We start from the raw sequence: 14,263 nt of genomic DNA, 5'->3' as shown, positions 1-14,263 counted from the left end.
GGGCCGGTCGAAGGAGGCCGGTCCCCTCGCGGTGAGAGGATCATCCCCGATGAACGAGAGCGCTCGGACGTACGCCCGCCCGCTGCCGACCCCCGGCGAACCCTGGGACGCTTCGATCGTGCGCGATCTGATCGGTGACGCGCGGATCGTGCTGCTCGGCGAGGGTGCGCACGGGATCGACGACTTCGCCAGGCTCGGTGACGGGTTGTTCCGCACGCTCGCGACCGCGCTCGGGTTCACCGCCTTCGTCCGGGAGTCGGGCTTCGCGGAGGGGCTGACGGTGGACGCCTGGATCCAGGGCGGTGCGGGCGAGGTCGAGGAGACCGCCCGCACCGGGATCACCTACGGTTTCGGCGAGTCCGACGCCGTCAGGACCCAGCTGACGTGGATGCGCGCGGAGAACGCACGTCGTCGGGGATCGGAAAGGCCGCCCTTGCACTTCTGGGGGATGGATCTGCCCGGCTCTTCCACCTCGCCGGGCGCGGCCGTGCGGGCATGCCTCGAACGGATCCCCGCTCGCGAGGGCGATGAGGAGCTGCGGCGCACGACCGATCTCGGCGGGCGCACCGCGGCCGCGATCGCCTGGGACGGCCTGGACGACGAGGCGCGGGATCGGATCCGCGACGGCATCACCGGCCTGTGCGCGCGAGTGGACCACGACGGCGACGACATCGCACGGCGCAGCGCGGCGACGCTCGGCGCGTTCCTCGCGGAGCTCTCCTGGGACGGCGAGTCCGGCGCGTACCCGCGCGAACAGCTCATGGCTGACACCGTGTCCTGGATCGCGGAGCGCGAGGAGCGGATCCTGGTGCTGGCGCACAACGCGCACGTGCGCCGCGAGCCGTTGCACGCCAGACCCGCGCTCGGCACGATCCTGCACGAGAGGTTCGGCGACGCGCTGCGGGTGATCGGCATGACCTACGGGCACGGACCGGTCGTGTCGTTCGCGGAGCGCTCGCCGCGCCCGTTCGACTGGGAGGCGACGCTTTCGGAGCGGGATCCTGCACCGGGCTCGCTCGAACACGCGCTGGATCCGCTCGGCGACGTGCTCGTCGACCTGCGCACGGCGCCCTCGGCGCTGTGGGATGGGATCGAGGGCACGTACGCGGGCGGCGAGATCGATCCTCTCGTCGACGTGGCGACCGCGTTCGACGCGATCGCGCACCGGCGCAGGGCTTCGCTCGTTCCGGGACATTTCGAGCGGCTGCGGGCCGAGTTCGAACCCGGCGCCCCCCTGGCCGATGCCGTGCCCCAGGTCTCCGCGACGATGGTAGCCGCGGCGCGAGAGGACGCCGAATGAGCGCCGCACCGATCGCCCGCGCGGAGGACACGGTGGAGATCGTCGCAGGCATCGCGGTGCCGGATCCGTATCGCTGGCTCGAGGCCGACGCCTCGGCGCCGGGCGAGGTGGCCGACTGGCAGCGGGCGCAGGCGGCCCACGCCGAGGAGATCATCTGGTCGGGCCACGACCGCGATGCGATCCGCGCCGTGGTCGAGCGCAGCCACACGGGCGCCTGGCCGGAGTTGCCCCGCAGCGCGGGCGGGCACTGGTTCCGCCCCGAGGGGCGCGTCCTCCTGGTCGCGGACGAACCTTACGGCCCTGGTCGCACCCTCGTGGACCTCACCCGCTTCGACGGCCCGGGGCGCACGGCGGTGCTCAGCTGGTTCGCCCCTTCGCCGGATGGCGCGGTCCTCGCGCTCGGCGTCTGCACCGACGGCAGCGAGCACAACAGGGTCGAGCTCGTCGATGTGCAGACGGGCGTGCTGCGCGACGACGCTCCGCCGGAGCTGCTGCACAGCTCGTGGGGCGGCGRGATCTCGTGGTTCCCCGGCAGCACGGGCTTCGCGTTCCTCGGCCTCAGCAGCACCGCTCACGACTTCCGCCAGGTCGTGTACCGCCGGATGCTCGGCGCTCATGGCCCTTCCTCGATCGAGGACGTGCCGGTGCCGGAGGGCTCCCGTGAATACACCAGGATCCAGTTCTCGATGAACGGACGCTGGGCGGTCGCCGCCCACCGGGTCGGCACGCCGTTCCCCGTCGCCGTGCGCGATCTCGCCGATCCCGATGCCGAGTGGAAGCCGTTCCTCGCTCCGGGGCCCGAGACCGTCGTGGGGCACATCGTCGGGGACCGGTACGTCGCCGTGACCGACCTGGACGCGCCGCGGCGCCGGCTCGTCTCGATCCCGCTGGACGCCGCCGATCCGGCGGATCCGTCCGGCTGGACCGAACTCGTACCCGAGGGCGACGCAGTGCTGCGCGCGGTTCTCCCCGTGGGCGATGCGCTGTACCTCAGCGAGTTCCACCGCACCGCCGCGCGGGTGCGGATCCTGGACGCGGACGGCGCGGAACGGGGCATCGTACCCCTGCCAGGCCAGGGCGCGCTCGCCGCGTCGTTCTTCCCGCTCACCGGTCTCGCGGCCGAGAGCAGAGACGGATCCTTCCTCTTCGCGTTCTCGACGCTCACCTCGTCCTGGGGCGTCTACCGGCATCGTCCGGGCGGCGCGCTCGAGGTGCTTCAGGAGCCGGAGATCGTGATCGATGCGACCGTGGAGATGCGCGAGGCGACCGCGCTCGACGGCACCGCGATCCCGTACCACGTCGTGCACCCGCGCGGCTCCGCGGGCCCGGCTCCCGTGCTGATCTCGGCGTACGGCGCGGCGGGCATCCCCACCCTTCCGCAGTACCAGCCGGATCTCGCGGCGTTCCTCGCCTCGGGCGGCACAGTCGTGCAGGCGTACCTGCGCGGAGGCGGAGAGTTCGGCAGCGCCTGGTTCCGCGCCGCGGATCGGGAACGGCGCGGAACCCGCGACGGAGATCTGATCGCGGTGGCCGAGCACGTGGTCGGAGAGGGCATCGCCGCCCCCGGCCGGCTCGCGCTCACCGGCGGTTCGGACGGCGGCCTCATGTGCGGCAACGCGATCACCGCGCGCCCGGATCTGTGGTGCGCGGTGCTGCCGCGCGCCCCGCTGCTCGACCTCGTCGGCGGGTTCCGCAATCCGTATCTGAAGTTCGTGATCCGCAAGGCCTGGGGCGATCCCGATGATCCGGTCGATGTGGCCCGCATGATCTCGCTCTCTCCGTACGAACGCGTGCGCCCGGCCGAGTATCCGCTGCTATACGTCGAGGCGGGGGCGAACGACCCGCGCTGCCCTCCGTGGCAGGCGCGCAAGTTCGTCGCGCGGATGCAGGCGGCCCAGCGCGGGCCGGCTCCGATCCTGCTGCATGTCTACGAGCACGCGGGGCACGGATCCGGAACGGGGCACGACGTGATCGTTGCCCAGGACGCGGCGTGGCTGGCGTGCCTCCTGGGCGCGCTGGGTCTGCCGGACCCTGTCGTGGCGGTTCCTGATCCGCGTCCCTGAGGCGGATCCGGCCGAGACGGATACGGACCCGCGGTGCCGCTCAGCGCTCGGGGTTGATGGCCCGCAGGCGCAGTTGCATCATCGCGCCGAAACGGGCGTTCGGGTCGTCGAGGTCGATCCGGCCGACCTCCGCGACGCGGCGCAGGCGATAGCGGAACGTGTTGGGGTGCACGAACTTCGCGGCCGCGGCGACGCCGACGTCTCCGAAGGCGTCGAGCCAGGCCTCGAGCGTCTCGGTGAGGCTGCTGCCGTGCGTCTCGTCGTAGGCGAGCAGTCGTGCGAGCGGCCCGGACGGGATGTCCCGCGCAGGCCCCACGAGTTCGAGCAGGAGGGCCTCGGCGTGCACCTCGTCGAGGCGGGCGACCTGCCGGTCCACAATGCCGGCCCGCAGCACCCGCAGCGCGCGGTCCGCGCTCGCCCGGGAGCGGGGGAGGAGCGCGGTCTCCGCGACCACGATCCCGACTCCGATGAGCGGCCGCAGGGCGGAGCGGATCCTGGCCAGGAACTCCGTCGCCACGCGTACGGCGCTGTCGCCCTCATCATCGGCGTCCGCCGCGGATGCGAGCGGCAGCACCCCATAGGCCACGTCGCCCACGAGGCCCGAGACCGAGCGAGGGTGCGCGAACGACAGATGCACGGCGAACGCATCGGCCACGCGCTTGCGTTCCGCGGCGAGGTGCGCGTGCGAGAGCTGCTCGCGGGCGGGATCGTGCAGGGTCAGCGCCAGCACGACACACGCTTCCTCGCGCAGGCCGAGCCGATGCACAGCCTCCCCGGCGGAGGGGCCGCCGCCGAGCGCGGTGCGCAGCAGTTCCGCACGCAGCCGGCGCTCGACGTCGGCGTCCGTGCGCTGCCAGACCATGTGCATCGCGACGAGCTTCGCGGCGTCGTGCAGAGAGGCGCTCCGCTCGGCGGTGAGCGCGCCCGCGGTCCAGATCGTGCCGAGCACCTCGTCCCCGGCGCGCACGGCGATCGCGGTGCGCACCTCGTCGCCGGCGGATCCGGTGGCGACCTCGACGGGCCACTCGCTCCGGGCGATCTGGGCGAGCGTCCCGCTCTCCTCGAGCGCCCGCACGTCCTGAGACGGCAGCGGGCGCGCGCGGATGCCCGGAGCGCGCTGCTGCTCCGGGCCGTTCGAGAAGGCCAGCAGCTGCGCGTTGCGGTCCTCGATCGTGACGGGCGATTCCAGCAGTGCCGCGATCGCATCCGCCACGGCGAACAGATCGCCCGCGAGGATTCCGCCGAAGGTGACCGGCCGCGCCTCGTCCGGATCGCCCGGCGTCATGAGCGAGCGGAGCATGCCGGCCAGGTGCGCCCAGGTCGTGCTCGGGTTCAGGGCGAGCACCACGACGCCCGTGGCCTCGGCCTCCGTGCGCAGTGCGTCGTCGGCGGTGAACGGCGCGCGCACCACGAGGGCGGTGACGCCGGCCTGCGCGAGCAGGGGGAGCAGGTTCCGCACGAGCGCGGGATCCTCCACTCCGACTCCCATCACGAGCGAATTGCGAGGGGCGTCGGGCTCGTCACGGGGATCGTGGATCACGATCGCCTCGATCGTGCGCTCGCGGGAGACTCTGCCGCAGACGATGGTGAGCAGAGTGGTGTCCAGCGCCTCGAGCACGCGCACCAGGGTGACCTGCGGGCGATGGTTCATCGGGGGCACCTTCGCGACGCTAGCACGCGTCGAGAGCGGCTTCCGGGGCCCTCCGGCACGGTCTCGCGCGTGCCAGGGTGAGCCCGGAAGGCTGCGCCGCCGCCGCCCGCTCCGCCGCCCGTTCCGCCGCTCATGATGCGAGCGGGATCCAGGCGCGCGAGATGGTCACCTCGTCGAGCACCGCGGCATCGGGCGTCACGCCGATGCCCGGCCCCGTGGGCACGGTCATATGCCCGTCCTCGAGCCGGAACGGCGGCGTCAGATCGGTCTCGTAGTAGCGCTCGGAGGCCGACGTGTCGCCGGGCAGGGTGAAGCCCGGGAGGGCGGCGAGCGCGAGGTTGGCGGCGCGGCCGACCCCCGTCTCCAGCATTCCGCCGCACCACACCGGAACGCCGTGCGCGACGCAGAGGTCGTGGATCCGGCGGGACTCCAGATAGCCTCCGACGCGACCCGGCTTGATGTTCACGATGCTGCAGGCCCCGAGTTCGATCGCCTGCGCGGCGTGCTCTGCGGACAGGATCGACTCGTCCAGGCAGATCGGCGTGCTGATCCGCCGCGCCAGCATCGCGTGGCCGGCGAGGTCATCGGCGGAGAGGGGCTGCTCCAGCAGCGACAGGTCGAACGCATCCAGCCCGGCCAGGTGCTCGACGTCGGCCCGGCCGTAGGCCGCGTTCGCATCGACCTGGAGCAGGATGTCGCCGAAGCGCTCGCGGACGGCGCGGACGGGCTCCAGATCCCAGCCGTGCTCGATCTTCAGCTTGATCCGCACGTATCCGTCGGCGAGGTACCCGTCGACGGCGTCGAGCAGCGCGGGGATCGTCGGGGTGATGCCGACGGAGACGCCACAGGCGACCCGGTCCTTCACCGCGCCGAGGTGGTAGGAGAGCGGCACATCGCGTGCGCGGAGGTCTGCGTCCAGGATCGCGGTCTCGAGCGCGGACTTGGCCTGGCGATGGCCCTTGAAGGGCGACAGGACCCCGGCGACCCGGTGCGGATCCAGATCGGCGCTGCCGCTGAGCGCCGGCACGAGTACGTCGGAAAGCACTGCGGCCGCCGCCGGCGTGTACTCCGAGCTGTAGAGCGGCAGCGCGCTCGCGCCGCACTCGCCCCAGCCCTCGCCGTCGGCCCCGACCGCTCGCACGAGCATCGCCTCGCGCACCGTCTCGGTGCCGAACGAGGTGCGAAACGGCGATACCAGCGGCATCCGGATCGTGCGGATCTCCACGCCCTCGAGCTTCATGACTTCTTCTTCCTGTCGATGATGTACCAGCCCGCGCGATCGAAGCCGCGCACGGTCGCGCCGTCTGCGAGCAGCGCGCCCATGACGTCGCGCAGGGCGAGGCGCCAGTCGGCGGCGCGCTGCGGATCCGTCTCGCGCATGCCCTCGATGTCGGCCGGGACGCCGACCAGCACCGTTCCGCCATCGAGCGCGCCGAGTCGCGGGGCATCGCCGTCGTCGGGCTGCAGCGCGACGACGGCGCCGTCGGCCAGGGCCGCGGCCGCCTCGACCATGAGCGGGCGGTGCTCTGCGGCAGCGACGACCTGCGGGGAGCGCAGCTCCCAGCGCACCAGGATCCGGTCGGTCTCGTCGCCGCGGTTGATGCTGTCGTCCAGGGAGCCGTAGAGGCGCGGCAGGTACGTGCCGACCGAGGCGGCCAGCTTGCCGAGGTTGAAGTGTGCGTTGCGGCGGATGAGGGGATCGTAGGTCCACGTGATCGTGTCGATGTCGCGGTGCAGAGCCCAGGCGCGCTGATGCAGCTTCAGGGCGAAACCGAGGTGCCGGCCTCGCGCGCGCGGGATCGTTCCGGCGATGTGGCTGTGCAGGGTGCGCGCGGCGGGCGGGCCGAAGAAGCCGAAGCAGGCGCCGACGAGGTGGCCCCCTTCCGCGGCGTCGTCGAACGCGCCGGAGACGTAGTTGCCCGCCTGCACGAGAGCGCGAAGCATGTCGGCGGTGACCGGCGGGTTCGTCGGACCCGTGTCCCAGATGCCCTCGTACAGGGCGCGCACGGCCGCGAGCTCCCGGACGTCGGCGAGCAGTCGGATGTCGACGCCCGACGTCGCCTCGGCCGCCGCTGCCGCGCGGTCGGCGCCCTCTGTCACATTGTCCTGCTCTCCGGTGACGACGGCGGCGGTCCCGCTCATCGTGCGGAAGCCGTGATCGGCATGGAGGCGGTCGGAACGGGTGACGCGGATGCGGTCGGAACCGGCGACGCGGAAACGGTCGGAACCGGCGGGATCGGCGGCGTGGAGCGGATGTCCTCGATGAGGCCGGCCAGCAGACGCGTCCGCGGCTCCAGCTCGGCGATCAGCACGTGCTCGTGCGCGGCGTGCGCACCGCCGCCGACCGCGCCGAGGCCGTCGAGCGTCGGGGTGCCGACGCCGGCGGTGAAGTTGCCGTCCGAGGCCCCGCCCACGCTGACGCCGGTGAGCGGCGGCAGCGCGAGGCGGTCCGCGACCCGCTCCGCCCGCCGGAAGAGCTCGGCGGAGGAGTCCGCGGCGAGCGGGAAGCGGTTGATGCCGCCATCGACCACGACGCGGGCGCCGTCGATCCGCGGGGCGAGCGCGAGCATCCCGGCGTGCACCCGCTCCTGCTCCGCCCCGGAGAGGGCGCGCACATCGACCGAGAACGAGGCCTGCGCGGGGACCGTGTTCGTCGTCGTGCCGGACGTGGTCCGCGTCGGGGTGACCGTGGTGCCTGCGCCGGCGTCTCCGAGCAGCGCCACCGCCTGCACCTGGTGCGCGAGCTCGAGGGTCGCGTTCACGCCCTGCTCCGGATCGAGCCCGGCGTGCGATGCGCGTCCGTGCACGGCGATCTCGTAGCGCGAGACGCCCTTGCGGGCGATCTTGAGGGCGCCGTCCGGGCCGGCGGCCTCGAGCACGAGGGCGGCGGTCGACTCTCGTGCCTCGTCCTCGATGAGCGCTCTCGAGGTCGTCGAGCCTGGCTCCTCGTCTCCTGTCACGAGCATCGTGATCCCGGCGAGGTCGGTCAGCTGCGCGAGTGCATGGAACGCGATCACGAGTCCGGCCTTCATGTCGAAGCACCCCGGGCCCGCGAGCGTTTCGTCGTCGGCCCTGGCGGGTAGCTCCTCGAGCGAGCCGACGGGCCAGACGGTGTCGTGGTGGCCGAGCACGAGGATCCTCGGTTCGCCGGGGAAGCGCCACCGCAGGTGGGTGCGGCCGTCGATCACGATCCGTTCCGGCGCCGCACCAAGGCGGGTCGTGCCCAGCTCGGCCACGACGTCGGCGCTGCGGGCGACGGCGGCGAGGTCGTCGGACGGCGACTCGCAGCGGACGAGGCGCAGGATCTCTGCGACCATCGTCTCGACTGGTTCCGGCATAGCGGCTCCTTCGGAATCGGATCGTGCTCCCATCCTGCTGAGGCTGGTCCCGCGTCCGGCTGTCCGCTCGGCCGAAACCCGATGCCCCGGTTGATCCGATCCGACGATCGGGGGTCCGGTCGCGGTCGGCGCGTGAGCGGAGCCGGATCCGCGTGGCCCCCCTTTCGTCCGCGGCCCCCTTCTCGCCCGCGCACCCTTGTCTCCGGCGCCCCCTTCTCGCCCGCGCCCCCTCCTGTGATCCAGACCCCCTCCTGCGGGCGGCGACAGGAGGGGGCGCGGACGCGCAGAGGGGGCTTCGACGTGCTGGCGATTCCGGCGGATCGGGAATGGATGCTGCGTGCCGGACGCTGCCTTCAGCATCGGGAATCAGCCGGGCGCGGACGCGCTGGCCGGTGTCACGAGGATCGTGAGATCGGTTTCGGGAAAACGCTTGCGTTCAGGCGGTTCATAAACATAGGCTGGACGGCTGTCGCGTCAACCGACCGGCGGCCGTCGAACCGAGGAGGACACCATGCCCACGATCAACATTGCGTCGTCGATCAGCGCTGTCGCCGGTTCGCCTTTCCTTCCGGCCGAGGACTGACCGCTCCCGGTCCCCCTCGGCCCACATCGGCCGCTCATCGCACGGATGCATCGCATCCGCTCCTTTTCGTCCCCTGTTTCGTCCCCTGCCATCCCCTGATGCGATACGTCACTGCTGAGAATCATGCCTAAAGAATCCTTGTCATCGTCCACCGTGCCCCTTTCCACACCGCGCGCGCTCGCGCGACTGGCGCCGTTCGTGAAGCCGGTCGCCGGACGCCTCATCGGCGGTGGGCTCTCCGCCCTCGCTGCGGCCGTGATCGCCCTGTGCGTGCCGCTGCTGCTGCAGGTCGTGCTGGAGGGCCCTATCGCGACCGGTGAGATCGGCGCCATCATCTGGGGCGCCGTCGCCGTGACCGTGCTCGCCCTCGGCGAGGCCCTCATGGTGTGGCTGCGCCGGCAGTTCGTGCTCAACCCCGCCACGCAGGTGGAGTACCGGATGCGCACCCAGCTGTACTCGAGCCTGCAGCGCCTGCCGGTCGCGTTCCACGACCGCTGGCAGTCGGGCCAGCTGCTCAGCCGCATGATGCAGGACATCGGTCTCATCCGCCGCTGGCTCGCGTTCGGCCTCGTGCTGCTGGTCGTCAACCTGCTCACGATCGTGATCGGCGCGGCCCTGCTCTTCCGGTGGCACTGGCTCCTCGGCACGATCTTCCTCATCACCGCGGTGCCGCTGTGGATCTCGGGCTTCCTCTTCGAGAAGCGCTACGGCGCGCTCACCCGGCGCAGCCAGGACCAGGCGGGCGACCTCGCCACGAGCGTCGAGGAGAGCGTGCACGGCATCCGCGTGCTCAAGGCGTTCGGGCGCGGCAAGCACGCGCTCGTGAAGTTCGCGCGCCAGGCCGAGTCGCTGCGCGAGACGGAACTGAGCAAGGCCCGCTCCGTCGGCTGGATCTGGTTCTGGCTCGTGCTCATGCCCGAGATCGCGTTCGCGCTCAACCTCGTCGCCGGAATTTGGCTGATCGCCCAGGGAGCGCTGAACGCGCCGGAGCTGTTCGCCTACTTCGCGATGGCGACCGTGCTGCGCTGGCCGATCGAATCGATCGGCTTCCTGTTCTCGTTCATGCTCGATGCGCGCACGGCCACCGACCGCGTGTTCGAGATCTACGACGAGCAGAACACGATCACCGATCCGGAGCGCCCGGTCAGCATCGCGGCGCCCCGCGGCGAGCTCGCGTTCGAGGGCGCCCGCTTCCGCTACCAGGACGCCCGCCCGCACGAGCGCGACCTGCTCGACGGCATCGACCTCGTGCTGCGGCCCGGCGAGACCATGGCGCTGGTCGGCATCACCGGATCCGGCAAGACCACGCTCACGACACTTCCGACGCGTCTGTACGACGTGACCGGGGGACGGGTGACACTCGACGGCGTCGATGTGCGAGACCTGACGCTGGCCGAGCTGCGCACCCATATCGCGATGGCGTTCGAGGACGCGACGCTGTTCTCGGCCACCGTGCGCGAGAACGTGCTGCTGGGCCGGGCCGATCTGGACGTTCACAGCACCGAGGCGGAGCAGGTGCTCCGCGAGGCGCTCGACGTCGCCCAGGCCGGGTTCGTCGACACGCTCCCCGAGGGCGTCGAGACGATGATCGGCGAGGAGGGGCTCAGCCTGTCCGGCGGACAGCGCCAGCGGCTCGCGCTCGCGCGCGCCGTGGCGGCCAAGCCCAAGGTGCTCGTGCTGGACGACCCGCTGTCGGCGCTCGACGTCGACACCGAGGCGCTCGTCGAAGAGGCGCTGCGCCACGTGCTCGCCGAGACCACGGCGCTCATCGTCGCGCACCGCCCGTCGACCGTGGCCCTCGCCGACCGGGTGGCACTGCTGCAGGACGGGAAGGTGACTGCCGTGGGCAGGCACTCGGAGCTGCTGCGCACGAGCGCGCACTACCGGCACGTGATCTCGAGCCTCGAGGCCGAGGAAGCCGCGCGCACGGGAGCGATCCCCGTGGTCGCGGGCGCCTCCGCGACCTCGGTCGCCGAGGCGGTCGCGGAGGCACCAGGGGCGGTTCACGGAACACCGCCGTCGCCGGACAGCGCGGCCGACGATACCCACGCCGAGAACGAGGAGGTGCAGGCATGAGCGTCATCGGAACCCAGGACGAGGACCGCTCCGACCTCACGAACGAGGAGAGCACGGCGATCCGTCGTCGCTCGCTGCGGCTGTTCGGATCCTTGATCGCGCCGCTCAAGGTGCAGATCACGCTCACCGCCCTGGTGCTGGTGATCTCCACGGCCGCGCAGGTCGCGGGCCCGGCGCTCGTCGCCTACGGCCTGAACACGGCGCTGCCGGCGGTGCTGAAGCACGCGAACTGGATGCCGACCATCATGGTCGGGATCGTGTTCCTCGTCGTCGGCGCGGTCGGATCCGCGCTGATCGGCTGGTACGCGGTGCTCACCGCCCGCATCACGCAGGCGGTACTGCTCGATCTGCGCAAGCGCATGTTCCTGCACACCCAGCGACTGAGCCTCGAATTCCACGAGAGCTACACCTCCGGCCGGATCATCTCGCGCCAGACCAGCGACCTGGACTCCATCCGTGAGCTGCTCGACGGCGGCCTGAACCAGCTCGTGTCCGGACTCCTCTACGGCCTCTTCACGTTCATCGCACTCGTGCTCGTGGACTGGGAGTCCGGCGTCGTCCTGGTGCTCGCCGGCATTCCGCTGATCTACTTGATGCGCTGGTTCTACCAGCGCTCGCAGCTCGTGTACCGCGAGTCGCGGGTGATCAGCGCGAAGGTCATCGTGCAGTTCGTCGAGACCATGACCGGAATCCGCGCCGTGAAGGCGTTCCGCAAGGAGCCCCGCAACGACGTGTCCTTCCAGGAGGTCGCCGGAGACTACCGTGACGTGAACCGCCGCTCGATGCTGCTGTTCGGCACGTTCGAGCCCGGGCTCATGGCGGTCGCGGCGCTGACCCTCGGTGTCGTGGTGGTGTGGGGCGGGAGCCGCATGGCGAGCGGCGAGATCCAGGTCGGCATCCTGCTGGCCGCGGTGCTGTACGTGCGTAACTTCTTCGCGCCCATGCAGGAGATCGCGATGTTCCTGAACTCCTTCCAGTCCGCCACGGCGGCGCTGGAGAAGGTGTCGGGCGTGCTCGACGAGGTTCCGACCGTTCCGGATCCGATCAAGGCCGTCGACCTCTGGGAGTCGAAGGGACACGTGCGCTTCGACGACGTCGAATTCGGATACGCCCAGGATCGGGTGATCCTGCCCGACTTCTCCCTGGACATCCCTGCGGGGCAGACGATCGCGCTCGTCGGCACGACCGGCGCGGGCAAGTCCACCCTGGCGAAGCTCGTGTCGCGCTTCTACGACCCGACTGCCGGTGCGGTGACGCTCGACGGTGTGGATCTGCGGGATCTGCACCCGAAGGACCTGCGCCGCGCGATCGTCATGGTCACGCAGGAGGCGTACCTGTTCAGCGGCACGGTCGCCGACAACATCGCGCTCGGCAAGCCCGACGCGACGATGGAGGAGATCCGCGCCGCGGCGCGGGCGGTGGGCGCCGACGCGTTCATCGACTCGCTCCCGGACGGTTACGACACCGACGTGAACAAGCGCGGCGGCCGCGTCTCGGCGGGACAGCGACAGCTGATCTCGTTCGCGCGCGCCTTCCTCGCCGACCCCGCGGTGCTGATCCTCGACGAGGCGACCGCCTCGCTGGACATCCCCTCGGAGCGGTTGATCCAGGACGCGCTGCAGACCCTGCTCGCCGACCGCACCGCGATCATCATCGCGCACCGCCTGTCGACCGTGGCGATCGCCGACCGGGTGCTCGTCATGGAACACGGCCGCATCATCGAGGACGACGCCCCCGATGTCCTCATCGCCGGCACGGGCAAGTTCGCCCAGCTGCACGCCGCCTGGCAGCAGACGCTGGTGTAGGGACTCGGGCGCCGCAACTCTGCAGGACGTCTGCCCTTCCGCAGGACGGATCCGGATGGATCCTCCTGCGGAAGTGCAAACGTCCTGTCTTTGTGAGGAGGACGGGACGAATCCGTGCGAGAGCGGGCTCATGCGCGCACCGGGGCGAGGTGCGCGCCACGGCCGATGGCCGCGATGAGGATCCGCTCGACGCCCGGCCAGTCGTGGATGATCTGGGCGTAGGAGAACCGGAGCACGGTGTAGCCACGCAGGTGCAACTCGGCGTCGTGAGCGATGTCTCGCGTGCGATCGGCCGACGTCGAGTGGTACGCCCACCCGTCGACCTGGACGATGAGATGCGTGCCGATGAGGAAGTCCACGTCGTGACCGGCGAGGCGCACCTGGAAGCGCAGTCGCACGCCCCAGCCGCTCAGTCGCACATGGAAGATCGTCTCGAGCGAGGATCCGGTGTCCCCGCGCGTGTGCTCGGCGACCCTGCGGGCGGCGCTGCTGCGCCAGTTCACCCGCCGGAGCGACTCGAGGGAGATGGCCTCTGTGCGGATCGCCGACTCCCAGATCGCGGTCGCCTGATCGAGAGCGAAGCACTGGGCGGCGTGGGCGAGCGCGTCTTCGACGGACGTCTCCAGCGACCGCGGCCGTTCCGGGCCGAGCGGCTTCGCCCAGTGCGCCGTCACGCCGTGGTCGCGCACCGACGCATGCCGGGGAAGGTGCAGATGCAGAGCCTCGTCGACCCCCGGCGGCACCCACCACTCCCGGCGCCGGGCCAGAGACACACAGGTCAGCGCGCCGCCGGTCCTCGCGGCGCGAACCAGTTCCATAGGGGCCGAGTGCAGCGCGATCCACTTGGCCCTGATGCGCTGCACGGCGCCGTCGCGGATGGCGGCGCGCACGCGCGTGGGCGAGAAGCCGGCCGCCGCGGCGTCGTCGCGATGCCCGATGCCGCTGCGAAGGGAGAGCCAGGTGTACAGGTCCATGTCCACAGCCTGGGCCGTGGCCGAGGCGCGTGGGAGGCGATGCGCGGGATCGGTGTGGAAGAGCCGGCCGTCGCCGTCTGTGGAGGACGACATGCCTCCGCGGGTTTTGCAGGAAGACCGCAACTCTGCAGGATGGATCCGGAGGATCTGTGCAAATGTCCGGTGGAGTTGTGGGCGCCGCTGTCCCGAGCCTTGAGCTCGGAGCGGCCGGATCCGTGGACGTCGTGCGCGGATCCCGGATCGGTAGGCTCGAGACGTGGATCTCTTCTGGGCGGTCGCCGCGGAGTTCTGGTGGACGGCGCCGGTCATCGCCGGCGCGGGTGCGCTGATCGTGCTGGGCGCTCGCCGCGGGGCGGCAGGCGGGGGACGCCGGCTCGGCTATGACGCCGCACGCCTCGACCTGCAGTCGGCGCAGCGGGCGGCGACCGAAGCGCGCCTCGCGGTGCGCGTCGCCCGGGCCGAGCTGCCGAGCT

General features: G+C 71.5%; 9 protein-coding genes and 1 pseudogene. 5 read left to right on the top strand and 5 right to left on the bottom strand.

All coding sequences use genetic code 11. The features are described 5' to 3' along the window. Window positions 1–49: 49 nt before the first annotated feature. Both AC1DG4_RS17900 and AC1DG4_RS17895 read left to right on the top strand, forming a co-directional pair. Entirely contained in the window at window positions 50–1,300 is a 1,251-nt protein-coding gene (locus AC1DG4_RS17900) for an erythromycin esterase family protein (RefSeq protein WP_477380041.1), read from the top strand. Then, window positions 1,297–3,363: a prolyl oligopeptidase family serine peptidase gene (locus AC1DG4_RS17895; protein WP_477421390.1), complete on the top strand. Its 2,067-nt coding sequence runs from the start codon at window positions 1,297–1,299 to the stop codon at window positions 3,361–3,363. Before AC1DG4_RS17900 ends, AC1DG4_RS17895 begins: the two co-directional genes overlap by 4 nt. A 40-nt stretch (window positions 3,364–3,403) precedes the next feature. Here the strand turns inward: AC1DG4_RS17895 and AC1DG4_RS17890 are convergent, their stop codons facing one another. The 4 genes from AC1DG4_RS17890 to AC1DG4_RS17875 form a co-directional block, all read right to left on the bottom strand. Beyond that, window positions 3,404–5,014, bottom strand: a complete 1,611-nt coding sequence (locus AC1DG4_RS17890) for a PucR family transcriptional regulator (protein ID WP_477380037.1) — start codon at window positions 5,012–5,014, stop codon at window positions 3,404–3,406. Window positions 5,015–5,144: 130 nt separating this feature from the next. Further along, the gene (gene menC, locus AC1DG4_RS17885; RefSeq protein WP_477380035.1) at window positions 5,145–6,254 is read right to left on the bottom strand and encodes an o-succinylbenzoate synthase; all 1,110 of its coding nucleotides are present in this window, start codon (window positions 6,252–6,254) and stop codon (window positions 5,145–5,147) included. Continuing rightward, window positions 6,251–7,156: a GNAT family N-acetyltransferase gene (locus AC1DG4_RS17880; protein ID WP_477380033.1), complete on the bottom strand. Its 906-nt coding sequence runs from the start codon at window positions 7,154–7,156 to the stop codon at window positions 6,251–6,253. Before AC1DG4_RS17880 ends, menC begins: the two co-directional genes overlap by 4 nt. Beyond that, on the bottom strand, window positions 7,153–8,352 hold the full coding sequence (locus AC1DG4_RS17875) for a M20/M25/M40 family metallo-hydrolase (protein WP_477380032.1): 1,200 nt from the start codon (window positions 8,350–8,352) through the stop codon (window positions 7,153–7,155). The genes AC1DG4_RS17880 and AC1DG4_RS17875 overlap by 4 nt, the downstream gene beginning before the upstream one ends. 706 nt (window positions 8,353–9,058) lie before the next feature. Here AC1DG4_RS17875 and AC1DG4_RS17870 point away from each other — a divergent pair. Both AC1DG4_RS17870 and AC1DG4_RS17865 read left to right on the top strand, forming a co-directional pair. After that, window positions 9,059–11,011, top strand: a complete 1,953-nt coding sequence (locus AC1DG4_RS17870) for an ABC transporter ATP-binding protein (RefSeq protein WP_477380030.1) — start codon at window positions 9,059–9,061, stop codon at window positions 11,009–11,011. Further along, on the top strand, window positions 11,008–12,816 hold the full coding sequence (locus AC1DG4_RS17865; protein WP_477380028.1) for an ABC transporter ATP-binding protein: 1,809 nt from the start codon (window positions 11,008–11,010) through the stop codon (window positions 12,814–12,816). Before AC1DG4_RS17870 ends, AC1DG4_RS17865 begins: the two co-directional genes overlap by 4 nt. Before the next feature lie 128 nt (window positions 12,817–12,944). Here the strand turns inward: AC1DG4_RS17865 and AC1DG4_RS17860 are convergent, their stop codons facing one another. Next, window positions 12,945–13,883 carry an endonuclease domain-containing protein gene (locus tag AC1DG4_RS17860; protein ID WP_477380026.1) on the bottom strand — a complete coding sequence of 313 codons (939 nt, stop codon included), beginning with the start codon at window positions 13,881–13,883 and terminating at the stop codon, window positions 12,945–12,947. Between the two features lie 163 nt (window positions 13,884–14,046). Between AC1DG4_RS17860 and AC1DG4_RS17855 the strand changes: the two are divergent. Continuing rightward, window positions 14,047–14,263: pseudogene (locus tag AC1DG4_RS17855) on the top strand (hypothetical protein); the annotation flags it as partial.

This window comes from Microbacterium sp. 05N427, assembly GCF_056397105.1.
This window is presented reverse-complemented; position numbering and strand designations above follow the sequence as displayed.

Coding starts and splice junctions, on each gene's coding strand:
- AC1DG4_RS17890 (WP_477380037.1), bottom strand. CDS start 5,014: ATGAACCATCGCCCGCAGGTCACCCTGGTGCGCGTGCTCGAGGCGCTG.
- menC (WP_477380035.1), bottom strand. CDS start 6,254: ATGAAGCTCGAGGGCGTGGAGATCCGCACGATCCGGATGCCGCTGGTA.
- AC1DG4_RS17860 (WP_477380026.1), bottom strand. CDS start 13,883: ATGTCGTCCTCCACAGACGGCGACGGCCGGCTCTTCCACACCGATCCC.
- AC1DG4_RS17870 (WP_477380030.1), top strand. CDS start 9,059: ATGCCTAAAGAATCCTTGTCATCGTCCACCGTGCCCCTTTCCACACCG.
- AC1DG4_RS17865 (WP_477380028.1), top strand. CDS start 11,008: ATGAGCGTCATCGGAACCCAGGACGAGGACCGCTCCGACCTCACGAAC.
- AC1DG4_RS17875 (WP_477380032.1), bottom strand. CDS start 8,352: ATGCCGGAACCAGTCGAGACGATGGTCGCAGAGATCCTGCGCCTCGTC.
- AC1DG4_RS17900 (WP_477380041.1), top strand. CDS start 50: ATGAACGAGAGCGCTCGGACGTACGCCCGCCCGCTGCCGACCCCCGGC.
- AC1DG4_RS17880 (WP_477380033.1), bottom strand. CDS start 7,156: ATGAGCGGGACCGCCGCCGTCGTCACCGGAGAGCAGGACAATGTGACA.